This window comes from Embleya sp. NPDC001921, assembly GCF_053594475.1.
Genome location: NZ_JBSFEO010000014.1, coordinates 1 through 18,080 on the forward strand (window position 1 = coordinate 1; position 18,080 = coordinate 18,080).

Here is an 18,080-nt window from a genome sequence, read left to right on the forward strand (position 1 = left end):
ACCGCGACAGCGTCCGGAACCAACCCCGCACGCTCCTCCAACAAATCCGCCACCGTCGACTCCGGCACCGGATGCGAGGTCGCGTTCCACTCGTCGACCACGCGTCGGCGTTCGGCCGCTTCGAGGATGTCGACGCGGGCACACGCGCGGCTGGGGTCGCTCGCGAATGCTTCGAGGATGCGCAGGTAGCGCTCGGTCAGTAGCTCCACGTCGGCGCGGTCGAAGGCGTCGTCGTGGTACATCGCGCGCAGGCGGGTGACCTCGCCGGGGGTGATCACCACGGACACCGGGTAGTGGGTGGCGTCACGCACCGCGTGGCCGAGGACGCGCAGCCCTCCCTTCGGGCCGAACTCGCGGTTCTTGTCCGGCAGCGGGAGGTTCTGGAAGACGAAGAAGGTGTCGAACAGCGGTCCGGCGCCCACCATCGCCTGGAGTTCGCTCAGGCCCAGGTAGGGGTGGTCGTGCAGGTCGGCCTTGTCGTCCTGGGTGCGCCGCCACAACTGCGCGATCGACTCGTGCGGCGCGACGCGGATCCGTACCGGGACGGTGTTGAACAGCACTCCGACGGTGGTGTCGATACCGTCGACGTCGGGGTGGCGTCCCGACACCAGCGCGCCGAACACGGTGTCGTCGCGTCCGGTGAGTCGGCCCAGCAGCAGCCCCCACGCGCTTTCGTACAGCGTGCCCACGGTGACGCCCGACTCGCGGGCGCGGGCCGCCAGGCGGGCGGCGAGTGCGGCCGGGACCTCGCGGTGGATCTCGCCGGCCGAGGCCGGGGTGGCGTCGTCGCCGGGCGGGCGGGGGCCGGCCAGGAGGGTGGGTTCGGCGACGTCGCCCAGGTAGGCGTACCACGCGTCGCGGGCCGCGTCCCGATCGCGGGTGCCCAGCCAGCGCAGGAAGACCCGAAAGGGCGTGGTGGCCCGCGTGCTCTCGGCCTCGGCGTCGGTGTAGAACTCCAGGAGCGAGGTCAGCGCGAGGCCGCCGGACCAGCCGTCGAGCAGCGCGACCTGGGACGTGAGCAGGAGTCGGTGGCCGGTGTCGGAGGTACGGGCCAGGGCGAAGCGGATCAGCGGGGGCCGGGCCGCGTCGAACGGGATCTCCCGTTGGCGGTCGGCGAACACTTCGAAGGCGGCGTCGACATCGGCCCCGCCGTCGGTGAGGTCGGCGTAGGCGAACGGCACGGCGAACCGCTCGGGGATCACCTGGACGGGCCCGTCCTCGGTGCTCACGAAGCCCGCGCGCAGATTCGGATACTTCTCCAGGACCCGCCGCGCCGCGTCCGCGAGGCGATCGGCGTCCACGGGGCCGTCGAGGAACAGGACGGCCTGCTGTACGTAGATGTCGCGGGCCGCGCCGTCGAGCATCAGGTGGAAGAGCAGGCCCTCTTGCAGCGGCGACAGCGCCAGCACCTCGGCCACGCCCAGGCCGCCGATCGCGGAGTCGAGGGCGGCGTCACGGGCGGCGAGGTCGCCGGCCCGCGCTTCGTCCTCCCGTCCGGCTCGGGCCGCGTCGAGCAGGGCGGGTGCCAATGCCGCGCGCCAGGTCCGCAGCAGTGCCGCGACGTCGAGTTCGGGCAGCGCCTTCGGGTCGACGACCACCCGCAGCGCGACCCGGCGCCCGGCTCCGGCGGGCGAGTGGTCCACCCACAGGTCCAGGCGCAGCGGATAGCGCGAGGTGGCGTACCCGTCGCTCTCGCGGTCGTAGGCGAGCGGCTCCTCGTCGCCGAGGTCGGTGTGCCCGTAGGCCAGGAGCACGCCCGCCTCGGGTGCGTCCGCGAGGGCACCCGCGGTCTGTTCGCCGAGGTAGAGCGCCAGGCCGAAGTCGGCGGCGGCGCGCGGGTCCGCGGGCAGCGCGTCGGTGGCGGGCGAACCGGCGTCCAGCAGGGCGGGGAAGACGCGTCGCAGGTCGCCGACGGTGTCGGCGAAGCGGCCCTCGTGGCGGTCCCGGTCGTCCTCCACGACGTCCACGAACACCGGCCCGGGGGCGAAGGGGCCCAGGATCCGCGCCGCGGTCGAGGCGATAATCGTGCGCAGCGGCGACTGCGGACTCAAGGGGCCTGAATCGAAGGGGAGTTCGAGCATCGTCGCGGCGCCGGTGGGCGGCGTGTCCCAGGCTCCGGGTTCGCTCCCGGGCCACGGCGCGGGCGCCTCCAGGTCGTCCACCCGGTCGATCAGGGTGAACCAGGCGGTGGCCCGGTCGACCAGGTCCGGGTCGCCGGCCTCGTGGGCGAGTGCGGTGGCGTATTCGGCGGTCGGTGCGGGCTCGGGTCCGATCGCTTCGCCGCGCAGGCCCGTGCGCAGTTCGTCGGCGAGGATGCGCCACGAGGTCCCGTCGACAACGGCTCCGGGCAGGGCGAGGACCAGCAGGCCGGGCAGATCGGGGCCACGATCCACCCACGCGGTCGCGGGAGTTCCGTCCACCCGGGCCACCCGGGCGGTCGAGCGCCGGGCGTCCGTGTCGACCGTGAAGGTGCCGCACCACGCCGTCGGGCCGCCGGCACCGAGGTCCCGGTGTCGGGCCAGGACCGCCACCGCGCGGGTGTGCGCGGCGTCGGGGGCGAGTTCGCGCGGGGCAACCATCGCGCGCACCGTCGGCGGCGCGTTCTCGAACGCCTCGCGGCTCCACAGCGCCGCCGGGGTGTGGGCCGGGTGGTCGTTCGAAGGGTTGAGGTCGCTCACGTCGTCCGCCCGGTGTCCGTGTTCGGTGTGGTCGTCTCGTGGTCGGTGGTCGTGCCGGCTGCCGGGACGCGCGCGGTCGTCTCCGCGACCCACGTGGCCAGCAGGCGGCGCGCGTCCTCGGCGTCGACGGTGGGCCCGGCATGCAGGGTGAGCCGGCACCGCGTGCCGTCCTCGCTCGCCGAGACGGCGATCGCCGCGTCCAGGGGCCAGCGCGTACTGACCGCCGAGGGCACGTCGTCGGCCCAGCCGTGGGCCGGCGCGTCGCGCAGGACGATCTCCGCGCGGGCCACCCGGCCCAGGACCCGGGCGCCGGATCGGCTCGCGTAGCGCACTCGGGTGTACCCGGCGCCGCGCCGGTCGGCGCCGCGCAGGTCCGGCAACGCCCCTTCGCGGCCGAAGGCGAGCGGGTAGGCGTAGGCGAACGATCCGACCGGCGCCGCCGTTTCGCCCGATCGGTGCGGGTCCACCACCCGGTCGATCAGCAGTCTCCCCGGGTCGGCGGTACGCGTGCGCAGTGCGACCAGGAACGCCTCGCCGGCGGCGGCCCGAACGGCCTCGACGGAGCCGGCGCCGGGGATGGTGACCACAGTGGTGCTCAGGAACAAGGGGCGGCCCGAACCCGTGCCCCGTACGGCCGGCGCGGGCGTCGCGTCTCGCAACTCCTCGGCCCAGGCCACCGGATCCGCGTCGACACGATCGGCGTCCGCCGGCGACGCGTCCATCGGCGACGCGTCCATCGGCGCGGCGTCCATCGGCGCGGCGTGCACCGGCGCGGCGTGCACCGGCGCGGCGACCGCCGGCAAGGCGTCCACCCGCGCAACGTCGGCCTGCTCGGCGACCAACGACCCCGCGTCGGGCACCGCGGCCGGTGTCGCCGGCAGGCCCGCTCGCACGTCGGCAGCGGATGTCGACGGCAGCTCCGCCCGCACGTCGGCAGCGGATGTCGACGGCAGCTCCGCCCGCACGTCGGCAGCCGATGTCGACGGCAGCTCCGCCCGCAGGCCGGCAGCCAGCTCGTCCGTGATCCGCTCGACCGCCGCCGCGTCCAGCACCAGTGCGTGCGCGGCCACGAACAGGCGCCCCGGCGTCAGCGTCACCGCCAGCGTCGGCCCCTCGATCACGTCCAACGCGGCCACCACTCGCGCAAGCTCGTCGGCCACGTCTTCCCGCGTGCCCTCGACCACACCCACTCGCGGGTTCGCCTCGGCCGTCGACGTGGTGCGCCACAGCCGCTTGCCGACCGTCTCGATCCGCAGCCGCAAAACCGGGTGTCGACGGGTGAGTTCGTCAACGGCCGTCTCCAGCAGATCCGTTCGCCCGGTTCCGACGGCCCGCACGGCGCACACGCGGTGGCCGTTCGGCCCGGTCCCGCCGTCGCGGAAGACGTGGGCCAGCGGCGGGTCGGCGAACACGGGCGGTGCGGCGGTCGCCGTCCGGGCCTGGTCGCGGCGGGCGACCCGGGCGAGCGCGTGCACGCTCTGGTGCCGGAAGACGTCCCGGACGGTGAACCGCAGTCCGACGGAACGGGCCCTGGTCGCCACCAGCGTGGCGCCGATGCTGTCCCCGCCCAGTGCGAAGAACCCGTCCCGCACGCCGACGCGGTCCACCCGCAGCACCTCGGCGAAGATGCGTGCCAGTTCGGCCTGCGCGGGATCGCTCGGCGCCGCGTCCGCGGTCGGCGCGGCGACGCTCGGATCCGGCAGCGCGGCCCGGTCGATTTTGCCGTTGGCCAGCAGCGGCAGCGCGGGCAGGACCACGATCGCGGCGGGGACGAGGTGTTCGGGCAGGTGATCGGCCAACGCGCCGCGCAGCGCCTCGGGGTCCACGGACGCGGCGGCGGCCGCGACCACGTACGCCACCAGCAGCGGCGCACCGGTCGGCCCGGGCCGGGCGGTGACCACGGCGGCCGTCAGCTCCGCCCGCCCGGTGAGCTGTGCCTCGATCTCGCCCATCTCCACCCGTACGCCGCGCAGTTTGACCTGATGGTCGGTTCTGCCGAGATACAGCAGGGCGCCGTCGGCGCGCCGGCGCACCAGGTCTCCGGTGCGGTACATCCGGGTGCCGGGCGGGCCGTACGGGTCGGCCACGAAGCGTTCGACGGTCAGGCCGGGGCGGTGCAGGTATCCGTCGGCGAGTTGGGCCCCGGTCAGGTACAGCTCGCCCGGCAGCCCGATCGGGGTGGGTCGCAGTCGGGCGTCCAGCACCAGGGCGCCGGTGTTCCACACCGGTCGTCCGATCGGCACGACGTCCTCGACGACGGTGCCGGCCGGGTTCCACGCGGTCGCGGTGATGGTGGCCTCGGTGGGGCCGTACGTGTTGTGCGGCATCAGCCCGAGCACTCGCGCGCTGCGGCGCACGGTGGCCGGCGGCAGCGCCTCGCCGCCGCACAGGAGCAGCCGCAACGCCCGTTCGGCCGGCGGCGTCGGGCTCGGGTCGGCCGCGGCGCCGGGACGCACCGGGTCCGGGCGGACACGATCGACGCGGCGGGCGGCCTCTTCGACGACGTCGAGGACGGCGTCCAGCACGGGCGGGACGAAGTGCGCGACGGTGACCGCGCGGGTGTCGATCAGGGCGGCCAGGTGTGCGGGATCACGGTGGCCGTCGGGGTCGGCCAGGACCACGGCGGCGCCCTCGCACAGCGGCCAGAACAGCTCCCACAACGACACGTCGAACCCGATGGGCGCTTTGTGCAGGACCCGGTCGGCGGAGGTGAGCGCGTACTCGCCCTGCACCCAGGCCAGTTGGTGGGCAAGGGCGCCGTGCGAGACCAGCACGCCCTTGGGGCGGCCGGTGGATCCGGAGGTGTACAGCACGTACGCGGGGTGCGCGGCCCGCGGCGGTGCCGGGAGTTCGCCCGAGGCCGCGACCTGGGTCGGGTCGTCGGTGATCACGGTGACCGGCACGCCCCAGGTCCGCCGCGCGTGCGCGGCGTCGGTGAGCACGAGCGCCGGCCGGGCGTCGGCGATGGTCTGCGCCAGGCGTGCGGGCGGCTCCTGGGGATCCAGCGGCACATACGCCGCGCCGCTCGCGAGCACCGCCAGGAGTGCGACCACCAGGTCGGCCGAGCGGGGCAGTGCGATCGCGACCAGGGCGCCGGGCCCGGCGCCGCGGTCGATCAGCTCTCGCGCGTTCGCCCGTACCCGGTCCGCCAGTCGGGCGTAGCCGGTGGTCGTGCCGGCCGCGTCGATCAGGGCGGGTGCGTCCGGGGTGCGGCGGGCCTGAGCGGTGAAGCGCTCCACCACGGTCGTCGTGGGCACCTCGTGCGTGGTGGCGTTGACCTCGTGCACGAGCAGCCGGCGTTCGGCGTCGGTGAGCAGGTCCAGGCCGCTCAGGCGCGCGTGCGGGTCGGCGAGCACGCGGGAGAGCAGCCGGTGCAGCCGGTCCAGCAGCCGGACGACGCCGCCGTGCTCGAAAAGGTCGCACGCGTAGCCGGCTTGCACCCGGATGCCGTCGGTCGCGGTCTCCACGAACCGCAGGTCCAGGTCGAACATCGCCGCGCCCGTATTCGGCGCGAAGGGCTCGGCGCGCGTGCCGGGCAGCGCGAGTTCGATCTCCTCGGCGCGGTGGTGGGTGACGGTGGCCTGGATCAGCGGGTGCCGGGAGAGCGTACGGGTGGGCCGCAGCCGGTCCACCACCCAATCGAAGGGCACGTCGGCGTGCGCGAACGCGGCCAGGTCGGCAGTCCTGGTGCGTTCGAGGAGTTCGGCGAAGGTCGGGTCGCCGTCGACCCGGGTGCGCAGCACGACGGTGTTGACGAAGTAGCCAACCACACGGTCGAGATCCTCGTCGGTGCGCCCCGCGACGGGCGCGCCCAGGAGGATGTCCTCGCCCGCGCCGAGGTGGTGCAGTACGGCCACCACGGCCGCGTGCAGCGTGGTGAACACACTGGTGCCGGCCTCCTGTGCGACGTCGCGCAGGGTGTCGACGAGGTCGGCGGGCAGGGTGTGTTCGACGCTCGCACCACGATGGCTGCGCTCCGCGGGCCGGGAGTGGTCGGCGGGCAGCACCAGTTCCTCCGGCGCGTCGCGCAATGCCCCGGCCCAGTAATCGAGTTGTTGCCTGGTGAGGTCGGTGGGAGTGTCCCGCTCGCCCAGGATCGCGCGCTGCCACGCCGCGTACGAGCCGTGCCCGACGGCCGGTTCGGAACGCGCCTGCAACTTGGATCCGGTGGTGTGCGCGGTGTAGGCGGCGGTCAGGTCGGCCAGCAGCGGCCCGAACGACCAGCGGTCGGCCGCGCTGTGGTGCAGCACCAGGACCAGGACGTGCTCCCCGTCGGCGGGTCCCACGAACACCGCGGCCCGCACCGGCAGGTCGGCGCCGATGTCGAAGGGGCGGGCCACCAGGGCCGCCACCTCGGCGGCGATTTGCTCCGCCGACCACGTGTGGGCCGCCACGACGGCGCAGTGCGATCGCGAGTGCGCGGCGGCGGGCGTGAGTTGCTCGCGGACGGGTGTGCCGTCGGTGCCGGGCACCAGCAGTGTGCGCAGGCTCTCGTGACGCGCGACCACGTCGCGCAGCGCCGCCCGGATCGCCTCCGGGTCGACCCGGCCGCGCAGTCGCACCCCCAGCGGCAGGTTGTAGGCCGCGGACGGCCCGCGCACCTGTTCCTCGAACCACAGGCCGACCTGCGCGAACGACGCGGGTGCCGGGTCGGGGACGGCGATCTCGCGAACGCGCGGGCGCACCGGTTCGGCGCCGTCCAGCAGCCGGGCGAGCGCGGCGGGTGTGGGCGCGTGGAAGACGTCGGGCACGGCGAGTTCGACCGCGAAGGCGCCGCGCAGCCGGTTCGCCAGCCGCGCCGCGAGCAGCGAGTGCCCGCCCAGCGCGAAGAAGTCGTCGTCCGGCCCGACCCGGTCCGGCGCCAGGTCGAGGAACTCGGCGAAGATCGCGCACAGAGCGCGCTCGCGGTCGTCGGCCGGTGCCCGCTTGGGCGCGGCGCTCGCCTGCGGGGCGGGCAGCGCGGCCCGGTCGAGCTTGCCGTTGGGGTTGAGCGGGAACGCGTCCAGGACGACGTACGCGTCGGGCAGCAACGGCGCGGGCAGGGCGCGGGCGAGTTCGGCCCGTACCGCGTCGACGTCGATCGCGATGCCCCGGGTGGGCACGAGATAGGCGCACAGGGCGCTCCCGGATCGGATCGGCACCACCACCGCGCGGGCGATGCCCACGAGTCCCAGGAGTCGGGCCTCGATCTCGCCGGGTTCGATCCGCACCCCCCGGATCTTGATCTGGTGGTCCGCCCGGCCCAGGAATTCCAGTTCGCCGTTCGATCGCCGGCGGACCAGATCGCCGGTGCGGTACAGCCGACTTCCCGGCGGCCCGTACGGGTCCGCGACGAATCGCTCCGCCGTCGCGGCGGGGCGGCCGAGATAGCCGCGTGCGAGGCCGTCGCCGGCGAGGTAGAGCTCGCCGGGCACCCCGAGGGGCACCGCGCGCAGCGCCGCGTCCAGCACGTGGGCGCGGGTGCGGGAGATCGGCCGGCCGATCGGCACGGTCGCGGACCCGGCGGCGGGCGGCCGGTGGACGTGCGCGAGGCTGTCGCCGGCCGCCTCGGAGCAGCCGTACAGGTTGAGCACGCGGGCGTCCGGCCACCGCGCGGTGACGGCGTCCGCCAGCGCGGTGGGCAGGGCCTCGCCGGAGCAGATCCAGGTGTGCACGCCGGCCAGGGCGCCCGGCGGGGCGGTGTCGAGGAGGGTCTCCAGCAGGCTGGGCACCACGGTGAGTACGCCGGCGCCGTGGCGGTCGGCGAGTTCGGTCAGGCGCAGCGGATCGCGGGCGGTGGCGTCGTCGGCCAGGACCAGGGTGTCGCCGGCGACGAGGGCGCCCAGGAGTTCGGTGCTGCCGTCGATGAAGGCGAGCGCGCTCTTGGCCACGCGGACGCTCGTGCCGGGCGCGGCGGTGAGGGCGGAGCGGCCCCAGCGCAGCCGGTTGCTCAGGGCGCGTTGGGTGCCGACGACGGCCTTGGGGCGGCCGGTGGAGCCGGAGGTGAAGACGACGTAGGCGGGCGCCTGCGGGTGGATCCGCGGGCGTTCCGCACCGGGTGTCGCGGCGCCGACGGGCGCGGTGGTGCCCGTGGCCGCGGCATCCCCGACGGGCGCGGCGGTGCCCACGGGTACGGCGGGGAGGTCGTCGACGCGGAGCACGGGCGCCGCGCCGCCGGGCGGGGTGTAGGCGGTGTCGCACACGAGCAGGTCCGGTGCGGCGTCGGCGAGCATCGCGGCGACGCGCTCGGGCGGGTGGGTGCGGTCGAGCGGCAGATAGGCGGCGCCGATCCGCAGGGTGGCGAGCAGGGTCGCGATCAGGTCGGCGGTGCGCGACAGGGCCAGGGCGACGACGGGTTCGCCGCCGGCGCCGTTCGCGCGCAGGGCCTCGGTGAGGGCGGCGGCGATCCGGTCGGCGCGCGCGTCCAGGTCGGCGTAGGTCCAGGTGGTGTCGCCGGCGCGGACGGCGACGGACCGCGGTCGTTCCCGGATGGTGGCGTCCACGAGCGCGGCGACGCCGCCGGCGGGGAAGTCCTCGGCGTCGTCGACGACTTGCTCGACGATCTCGTGCGCGGGGGTCGTGTCGAGCAGCGCGAGCGGCGCGTCGGGCTCGGCCAGCGCGGCCGTCAGCAGCGCCTCGAGGTGGGCGAGGAGGCGTTCGATGGTGTCGGGTTCGAACAGCGGCGTGCGGTAGGTGGCCTCCACGAGCAGGTCCTCGTCCCGGAGAAAGCCCTCCAGGGCGAGGTCGAACTGGGTGGTGCCGTTGTGCACGTGCCGCCAGGAGGTCTCCAGGCCGGGCAGGTCGAGTTCGCCCAGCTCCTGGGTGAGCAGCCCGAACATCACGTCGAACAGCGGCGGCCGACCGGGGCGGCGCGGCGGGCGGACCTCGTCCAGGACCCGGTCGAAGGGGATGTCCTGGTGCTCGAACGCGTCGGCGCACACCGCGCCCAGCCGCACGGCGGCCCGACGGAACGTCGGTTCGCGGATGTCGTCGGCGAGATCGGCGCGCAGCACGACGGTGTTGCCGAAGTTGCCGACCAACTCGGCGGCGTGCGCGTTCGCCCGGTCCATCACCAGCGTGCCGATCGGCAGGTCGTCGGCCGCGGTGTGCCGCCGGAGCACCGCCGCGAACGCGGTGAGCACGACGGTGAACGGGGTGACGCCCGCTTGGGTGGCGAACGCGCGGATGCGGGCCGGCAGTTGCGGGTCGAGACGGCGCACGACCCGGCCGCCGCGCTCGTCCGGCGCGGGCCTTCTGGGGCCGTCGGCCGGCAGTTCGAGCGGAGTCGGCGGCGGGGTCAGCCGTTCGCGCCAGAACTTCGTGCCCGCCTCGTCGAGGGGCCGTGCGTGCGCCCACGCGGCGATGTCGGCGTACTGGACGCGCGGCACGCCGGCGGTGAACGCCGGCTCGGCGCGGGCGCGCCGATACAGCGCCGCGAGGTCGCGCGCGAGTACGCCCCACGTGCCGCCGTCCCAGGCGATGTGGTGTACGACCTGGACGAGTGCGTGATCCTCGGGCCCGAAGGCGAGGAGTTCGTGGCGCACGGAGCGCTCACGCGCGAGGTCGAAGGGGCGCGAGGCCAGGCGCAGCGCGACCCGATCGGCCTCGACCTCCCGGGACTGTGCCGGGATGTGGGCGAAGTCACGCACCGGCAGCGGGTCTTCGGGGGTCGAGCCGACCACCTGGTGCGGCAGACCGGTCGGGTCCGGGTGGTAGGTGGTGCGCAGGACCTCGTGTACGCGCAGGAGTTCGCGCGTGGCCACGCGCAGCGCGGCGACGTCGAGCGGGCCGCGGATCCGGATGAGCAGGCAGCCGTTGTACGACGTGCTTTCGGGGTAGGCCTGTTGGTGCAGCCACAGGCTGTGCTGTACCGCGGACAGCGGCGCGGGCGCACTCCGGTCGCGCGGTTCGATGGCGTCGGCGGGGGTGTCCGATTGCATGCCCGCTTCGGCCAGCAGCCGCCGGATCAGCTCTCGGCGACGGTCGGCGGCCTGGTTCGCACTCGTCAAGGCGTGGCCCCTTCGGCGCCGGTCCGAGGAGCGGCGAACTGTCTTGATCGATCGAAAAGCCTTGCCCGACTTAGGTTTGCCTAGCCTATATTTGTGACGCTCGGGGTGGGTGTCAAGGACGTCTCGGATGGACACCGTCGCACTCGCGTCCCGCGGACACATTCGTGATCGAAGGAGAACAGCGTGCGGCTGACCGTCGAGGACGTACGGCGCGACGTGGCGGAAATGCTGGGCGTGGCACCGGAATCCCTGAGCGACGGGGACGACCTGATCGCGCACGGACTCGACTCGCTGCGCCTGATGCGCCTGGCCGGCGGATGGCGCCGGGCGGGCGCCCGAGTCACCTTCGCGGACCTGGCCACCGCACCCACCGTCGGGGCGTGGGTCGCGCTGCTGGCGGGCGGCGAGCCGGCGGCGACCGCGCCGGACCCGGAACCGGAACCGACAGTCGAACCGGCATCGGAACCCGGCACCGAGTCCGGGCCGTTCCCGCTCGCGCTCATGCAACACGCCTACTGGATCGGTCGTTCCGAGGGGCAGACCCTGGGCGGCGTCGCGGCGCACCTGTACACCGAGTTCGACACCGAACCCGGCGCCGCCGTGGACCCGCCCCGGCTGGAGGCCGCCGCGCGCGCCCTGGTCGCCCGACACCCCATGCTGCGCGTGCGGATCACCGACGACGGTCGCCAGGAGATCCTCCCCACCGCGCCCGGCGAGGTGCTGCGGGTGCTGGACCTGCGAAACGCGGACGCCGCGACCGCCGCCGAGCACCTGGACCGGGTCCGCGACGAATGCTCGCACCAGATGCTCGACATCGAAGCCGGCCGCGTCTTCGACCTGCGGCTGAGCCTGCTGCCCGACGGCCGCAGCCGGTTGCACCTGGACGTGGACATGGTGGCCGCCGACGCGCTCAGCTACCGGGTGTTGCTGGCCGATCTGGCCCACCTGTACGCGCACCCCGAGCGCCTACCGGCCGAACTCGCCTACGAATACCGCGACTACCTCGCGGCCCGCCCCCCGCTGCGGCGCGCCGCGGCCGAACGCGCCGCCGCCTACTGGCACGAGCGCATCCCCGACCTGCCCGGCGCGCCCGACCTCCCGCTGCGCGCCCCGCTCCCGGCCGACCTGACCCGGGTGACCCGGCGTCACCTGTGGCTGACCGCCGAGGAGCACGGGCACTGGTCCGCCCGCGCGCACGCGCACGGCGTCACCCCCGCGATGGCCTTCGCGACCGCGTTCGCCGCCGTCCTGGCCGGTTGGAGCGCCGGCCCCCGATTCCTGCTGAACGTACCGCTGTTCGACCGCGAGGACCTGCACCCGGACGTACCGCGCCTGGTCGGCGACTTCACCGGATCCGTGCTCCTGGACGTCGACATGTCCCAGCCGCGCTCGTTCCTGGACCACGCTCGCGCGCTCCAGTCCCGCATGCACCGCGACGCGGCGCACGCCGACCACTCGGGCCTGCACGTACTGCGCGACATGGCGCGTGCTCGGGGCGAACAGGTGCTCGCCCCGATCGTGTACACCAGCGCGCTGGGCCTGGGCGAACTCTTCGACACCGAGGTCCGCCGTCTGTTCGGCGATCCGTCGTGGATCGTCTCGCAGGGGCCGCAGGTGCTGCTCGACGCCCAGATCACCGAGGTGCGCGGTGGTCTGCTGGTCAACTGGGACGTGCGCGAGGATGCCTTCCCGGACGGTGTCGTGGACGCGATGTTCGCCGCGTACCGGGAGTTGGTCACCCGCCTGGGCACGGCCGAGGCCGACTGGCGGGAGCCGATCCCGGACCTGCCGCCCGCCGCGCAGCGGGCCGTCCTGGATCGGGTGAACAGCACCGACGCCCCCCGTTCGCGGCACGCCCTGCACGAGGGCTTCTTCGCGCACGCCGCGGCACGACCGCACGCTCCCGCCCTGCTGTGGGGCCCCTCGGACGCCGACGGCGACACCATGTCGTACGGCGAACTCGCCGAGCGCGCGCTGCGCGTGGCCGCCGCGCTGCGCGCGCGGGGCGTGGCGCCCGGCGAGACCGTCGCGATCACCCTGCCCAAGGGGCCGGAGCAGATCGTGGCGGCGCTGGGCATCCTCGCCGCCGGCGCGACCTACGTCCCGATCGGCGTCGAGCAGCCGGCCGCGCGCCGCGAACGCATCCACCGCACCGCGGGCATCCGGCTGGTCCTGGACGCCGACGGCGCCGGCGGTGCCTCGCCGCTCGCGCCCGCGCTCGCCCTCGCCCAGGCCGCCGCGCACCCCGCGCCCACCGCCGCCGACCCGCCGGTCCGCGTCGACGCGGAGAGCATCGCCTACGTGCTCTTCACCTCCGGCTCCACCGGTGAGCCCAAGGGTGTCGAAGTCCCGCACCGCGCCGCGATGAACACCATCGACGACCTCGTCGAGCGCTTCGCGCTCGGCCCCGACGATCGCGCGCTGGGCCTGTCCGCACTCGACTTCGACCTGTCGGTGTTCGACGTGTTCGGCCTGCTGTCGGCCGGCGGCGCGGTGGTCCTGCCCGCCGACGAGGACCGACGCGAGGCCGGCCGCTGGGTCGACCTGGTCCGCGAACGGCACGTCACCGTCGTCAACTGCGTACCGGCGCTGCTCGACATGCTGCTCACCGCGGGCGCGGAACCGACGGCGGCGGGCCTGGGCGACACACTTCGCGTGGTGCTGCTCGGCGGCGACTGGGTCACCGTCGACCTTCCCGGGCGACTGCACGCGCAGGTCCCGCGCTGCCGTTTCCTCGCGCTCGGCGGCACCACCGAGACGGCCATCCACTCCACCGTCCACGAGGTGCCGGGCGGCAGTGAACTCCCGGCCCAGTGGCGGGCGATCCCGTACGGCACGCCGCTGCGCAACGTGCGCTGCCGGGTCGTGGACGCGGTCGGCCGGGATTGCCCGGAGTGGGTGCCGGGCGAGCTGTGGATCGGCGGCGACGGTGTCGCCGCCGGATACCGCGGCGATCCCGAGCGCACCGCGGACCGCTTCGTCGAGGTGGCCGGGCTGCGCTGGTACCGCACCGGCGACCTGGCCAGGCGACTGCCGGACGGCGCCCTGGAGTTCCTGGGCCGCGCCGATCACCAGGTCAAACTGCGCGGGTTCCGGATCGAGCCGGGGGAGATCGAGGCCGCGCTGGCCGGTGTCCCCGGGGTGCGCCGCGCGGTGGCGGGCGTGCACGAGGGTGCCCTGGTCGCGGCCGTCGCCGCCGGGTCCGACGTACGGGTGGAGCAACTCCTGGACGCGGCCGCGAAGTCGCTGCCGGCGCACATGATTCCCGAGCACGTCGTGCGGGTCGAGGAACTGCCGTTGACCGCCAACGGGAAGATCGATCGGCGCGCGTTGGCCCCACTGTGGGAGCGCCGACCGGCGGGCCCGCCGCCGGAGCCGCCGCGCACCGACCTCGAACACCTGATCGCCTCGGTATGGCGGGAGGCCCTGCCCGCCGGCGAGCGCGAACTCGGGCGCGACGACGACTTCTTCGCGTTGGGCGGGGACTCGATCCTGGCCACGGCGATCGTGGGCCGACTGCGTGAGGTCCTCGGCGCCGGCGCGGTCACCGTGCGCCTGGTCTTCGCCGCCCGCACGGTCGCGTCCCTGGCCGCGCGCCTGCGGGCACAGGAGGCGACGCCCGGTCGACTGGAGCGGATCGCGGGGATCCACGTGCGCGTCGCGGCCCTGTCGGACGAGGCGGTCGACGCGGCGCTCGCGGCGCAACCCCCCACGACGCCGTGACCGGTGCGCCGGGCGACCGCCCCGGGGTGCGCACCCGCCCGCACGACCCCCACCTCTCGATCCCCTCGATCCCCTCGATCCCCTCGATCACGGAGCCCTCGATGCATGCCGAGAACACCATGTCCCTGCCCGGTTGCGTGCCGTGGCCGGACGAGTTCGCGCGGCGCTACCGCGTGGCCGGGTACTGGCGCGGCGACACGCTGGGCGCCCTCTCCCGCTCGTGGGCGAAGGCGTGGCCCGAACGCACCGCGCTCGTGGACGCGTCGGGTCGGGTCACCTACGCCGAGTTGCACCACCGGGCCGAACGCACCGCGGCCGGCTTCGCCGAACTGGGCGTGCGAGCGGGCGACCAGGTCGTCGTGCACCTGCCCAACACCGCCGACTTCGCCGTCGTCCTGCTGGCCCTGGCCCGGCTGGGAGCCGTACCGGCACTGTGCCTGCCGGCGCACCGCGCCCACGAGATCGGCCACCTCGCCGCCCTGTCCGAGGCCGTCGCGTACGTGATACCCGACGTGTACGCGGGCTTCGACTACCGCGCCCTGGCCCGGGAGATCCGCGACCGGGTCCCCTCGCTGCGGCACGTGATCGTCGCGGGCGAGCCGGACGGCCCGGATCAGACGGCGCTGGCCGACGTCGACGCCGAGCCGGGCGAACTCCCCGGCCCGGCACCCGCCGACGTCGCCGTCCTGCTCGTCTCCGGCGGAACCACCGGTCTGCCCAAGCTGATTCCGCGCACCCACGACGACTACGCGTACAACGCCCGGGCGAGCGCCGAGGTGTGTGGCCTGACCGGCGACGACGTCTACCTGGTCGCGCTGCCGGCCGCGCACAACTTCCCGCTCGCGTGTCCGGGCATCCTCGGCGTCCTGGGCGTCGGCGGCACCGTCGTGTTCGCCGCGGATCCCAGTCCCGACACGGTCTTCCCGCTGATCGAACGCGAACGCGTCACCGTCACCGCCGTCGTGCCGCCGTTGGCCGACCTGTGGTCGCAGATGTGGGAGTGGGAGCCGGGCGACCGCTCGTCGCTGCGGCTGATCCAGGTCGGCGGCGCGCGGCTGAACGCGGACCTGGCCCGCACTCTGGGCCGGAGCCTGGACTGCACGGTGCAACAGGTCTTCGGGATGGCCGAAGGCCTGCTCAACTACACCCGCCTCGACGACGGCCCGGACCTGGTCGCCGAGACCCAGGGCCGGCCGCTGAGCCCGGACGACGAGGTCCTGGTCGTCGACGACGAGGGTCGACCGGCCGCCGAGGGCGAGATCGGCGAGTTGCTCGTCCGCGGGCCGTACACGATTCGCGGCTACTACCGGGCCGAGGACCACAACGCCGGCGCGTTCACCCCACAGGGCCACTACCGCAGCGGCGACCTGGTCCGCCGCCTCGCCGGGGGTTACCTCGTGGTCGAGGGCCGCGTCAAGGAGGTGGTCAACCGCGGCGGCGAGGGCGTTCCGGCCGGCGAGCTGGAAGAGCACCTGGCCACCCACCCCGGCGTGCGGCACGCGGCGGTGATCCCGCTCCCCGACCCGGTCCTGGGCGAACGCGTGTGTGCGGTGATCGTCCCCACCGACCCCGCCGCTCCCCCGGCCCTGCCCGACCTCAAGTCCTTCCTGACCGCCCGCGGCCTCGCCGCCTACAAGTCCCCCGACGTCCTGCACTTCGTGCCCGCGCTCCCGCGCACCGCCATCGGCAAGACCGACAAACGGGCGCTGGCCCACGACTTGACGCCCACCCCCGACGCCCCCGAGAAGCCCCACACCCACCCGCACTGACCTCACCACCGAGCCCGACCCGGGCCGGCCCGACGCGCGATCGGGCCGGTCCGGTGTGATCCGGGTGTCCGAATCCCGCACACCAACTGCCGATTGGCGCGGATCGTTCGCTCAGTCGCCGGGTGGCCGAGATCATGAGCCTGGGCCCGATCGCACGGATCGGTCCGTGTACTTGGAAGGACCCAGCGCGTGTACCAGAACCACTTTCGCTACTCCGGCGCCCGCCTGCTGCTCACGCCCTTCCTTCACCCGGTGTCCGAGGGCATCCCGGTCGACCCGGAGAAGCGGGCCGAGGCCCTGCAACCGCCTCTACGCGTGTTGTGGGACCGGTCGGAGCGCGGTGGCCTGACCGTGTTCGAGGCCGCCGCTCAGATCCGGGCCGTCGGGAAGGCACTGGCGACCGGCGGCACGGCCGAGGACCAGGTGCCCGACGATCTCCAGGAGCTCGCCCGGCGCTCCGGCGCGGGCGGCCGACCCGAGGTGTTCCTCGACGTCGCCGAATACGTCGACAGTTGGACGGTCGGTCTCAGCGCCCGACTGGCCGGACAGGTACCCACCGCATGGGAACTGCGGCAGCGGTTCGGGCGCCTGGCGGACATGCTCGAACTGTACTTCGGCCAGGATGGGATCGCCCTGGAGGAGGAGACCCTGTCCGACGCCGAAGGCATCGCCCTGTACGTCGAGCACACCCACCAACAAGGGCTGTGCCATTGGTACTTGCCGATGGTCGTCGCCGAGTGCGCGGAGGCGCTGGCGCTGTTCCCGGACGACGGCGCCCTGTACCGCTTCTTCCGGATCGAACGCGGCCTGGGCTCGGGATCGCACGAGTCCTGGACGGCGTGGCTGAACCTGATCTCGGACGTCCTGACGAACCACCTGCGCCAGGTGCACGGGCCCGTCACCTGGACCGGCGGCAGCAACCCCAACGGGGGAAGCTGACCCTCGACGGGTGCCTCACCCCTCAGACCGGAAAGCGGCCTCGGGACTCCTCGATGTGACCGAGGTGCCGCTGGGTCCAATCGCACATGCCGTCGACCGTCTTGCGCAGGTCCCGGCCCGGCCCGGTGAGGGTGTACTCCACGCGCGGCGGCACGGTCGCGTACACGCACCGCTCGACCAGGCCGTTGCGCTCCAGCATGCGCAGGTTCTGGGTGAGCATCTTGTGGCTGATGCCCTCGACCTCGTTGCGCAGCTCGCCGAAGCGCAGCGTTCGGTCGGCGAGCGCCTCGGTGATCAGGAGCGCCCACTTGTTGGCGATGTCCGAGAAGATCTCCCGCGCCAGGGAGTCCGCGCGCCTGAGGTCCGCGTCCTCGGCCGAGCCCTTGAACTGCTTGGTCACCATCAGGTTCCCCAGTCACCGAAAAGTGCGTTCTTCCAGGTCGACGCTCACTTTCCTACAGTTCTCGAGTAACCACAAGAGAGCACGTGGGCGTCCTGGTCTCGTCGCGGCGAGTCCTGCGGCGCCCGTACGGGAGAAGGAGACCGGCATCATGGCCATCACCCTGCTGAACCCCGAAGGTCTGCCCGAGATCGACGTGTACCGCCAGGTGTCCATCGCGACCGGGTCGAGGCTCGTCTTCATCGCCGGGCAGGTCTCCTGGGATGCCGAGGGGGTCACGGTCGGCGAAGGCGACCTCGCGGCGCAGGTCGAGCAGTGCTACCTCAACATCGGCACCGCGCTGGCCGCGATCGGCGCCTCCTTCGACGACGTGGCGAAGCTGAACGTCCACGTCGTCGACTGGACCCCCGACAAGCTCCCCCGATTCCTGGAGGGGGTCTCCCGCGCCGCCGCGAAGCTGGGCGGTACGCCGGTCCCGCCGGGCACCCTGCTGGGCGTCGCGGCACTGGACGTACCCGAGCACCTGGTCGAGGTCGAGGCCATCGCCGTCCTCGACTGAACGCGAGCCGCCGGCGAGCGCCGG

Annotated in this window: 7 protein-coding genes; 4 read left to right on the plus strand and 3 right to left on the minus strand. The window is 74.1% G+C overall.

The window, feature by feature from the left end; all coding sequences use genetic code 11:
- Positions 1-2,678: condensation domain-containing protein (locus ACWCPW_RS18095; RefSeq protein ID WP_449762555.1), on the minus strand; the 2,678-nt coding region annotated here is incomplete at its 3' end.
- The gene (locus tag ACWCPW_RS18100; protein WP_449762556.1) at positions 2,675-10,666 is read right to left on the minus strand and encodes an amino acid adenylation domain-containing protein; all 7,992 of its coding nucleotides are present in this window, start codon (positions 10,664-10,666) and stop codon (positions 2,675-2,677) included. The genes ACWCPW_RS18095 and ACWCPW_RS18100, both read right to left, overlap by 4 nt.
- A gap of 183 nt (positions 10,667-10,849) precedes the next feature.
- On the opposite strand from ACWCPW_RS18100, the gene ACWCPW_RS18105 reads away from it, so the two are divergent.
- The 3 genes from ACWCPW_RS18105 to ACWCPW_RS18115 all read left to right on the plus strand — a co-directional run bounded on the left by ACWCPW_RS18105 (position 10,850) and on the right by ACWCPW_RS18115 (position 17,097).
- Positions 10,850-14,389: an amino acid adenylation domain-containing protein gene (locus ACWCPW_RS18105; protein ID WP_449762557.1), complete on the plus strand. Its 3,540-nt coding sequence runs from the start codon at positions 10,850-10,852 to the stop codon at positions 14,387-14,389.
- A 101-nt stretch (positions 14,390-14,490) separates the two neighbouring features.
- Entirely contained in the window at positions 14,491-16,158 is a 1,668-nt protein-coding gene (locus tag ACWCPW_RS18110; protein WP_449762558.1) for a (2,3-dihydroxybenzoyl)adenylate synthase, read from the plus strand.
- Between the two features lie 189 nt (positions 16,159-16,347).
- On the plus strand, positions 16,348-17,097 hold the full coding sequence (locus tag ACWCPW_RS18115) for a hypothetical protein (protein WP_449762559.1): 750 nt from the start codon (positions 16,348-16,350) through the stop codon (positions 17,095-17,097).
- Between the two features lie 22 nt (positions 17,098-17,119).
- Here the strand turns inward: ACWCPW_RS18115 and ACWCPW_RS18120 are convergent, their stop codons facing one another.
- Positions 17,120-17,500, minus strand: coding sequence for a winged helix-turn-helix transcriptional regulator (locus ACWCPW_RS18120; RefSeq protein WP_449762560.1), 381 nt, complete (start codon positions 17,498-17,500; stop codon positions 17,120-17,122).
- A gap of 148 nt (positions 17,501-17,648) precedes the next feature.
- Between ACWCPW_RS18120 and ACWCPW_RS18125 the strand changes: the two genes are divergently transcribed.
- The gene (locus ACWCPW_RS18125; RefSeq protein ID WP_449762561.1) at positions 17,649-18,056 is read left to right on the plus strand and encodes a RidA family protein; all 408 of its coding nucleotides are present in this window, start codon (positions 17,649-17,651) and stop codon (positions 18,054-18,056) included.
- Positions 18,057-18,080 lie beyond the last annotated feature (24 nt).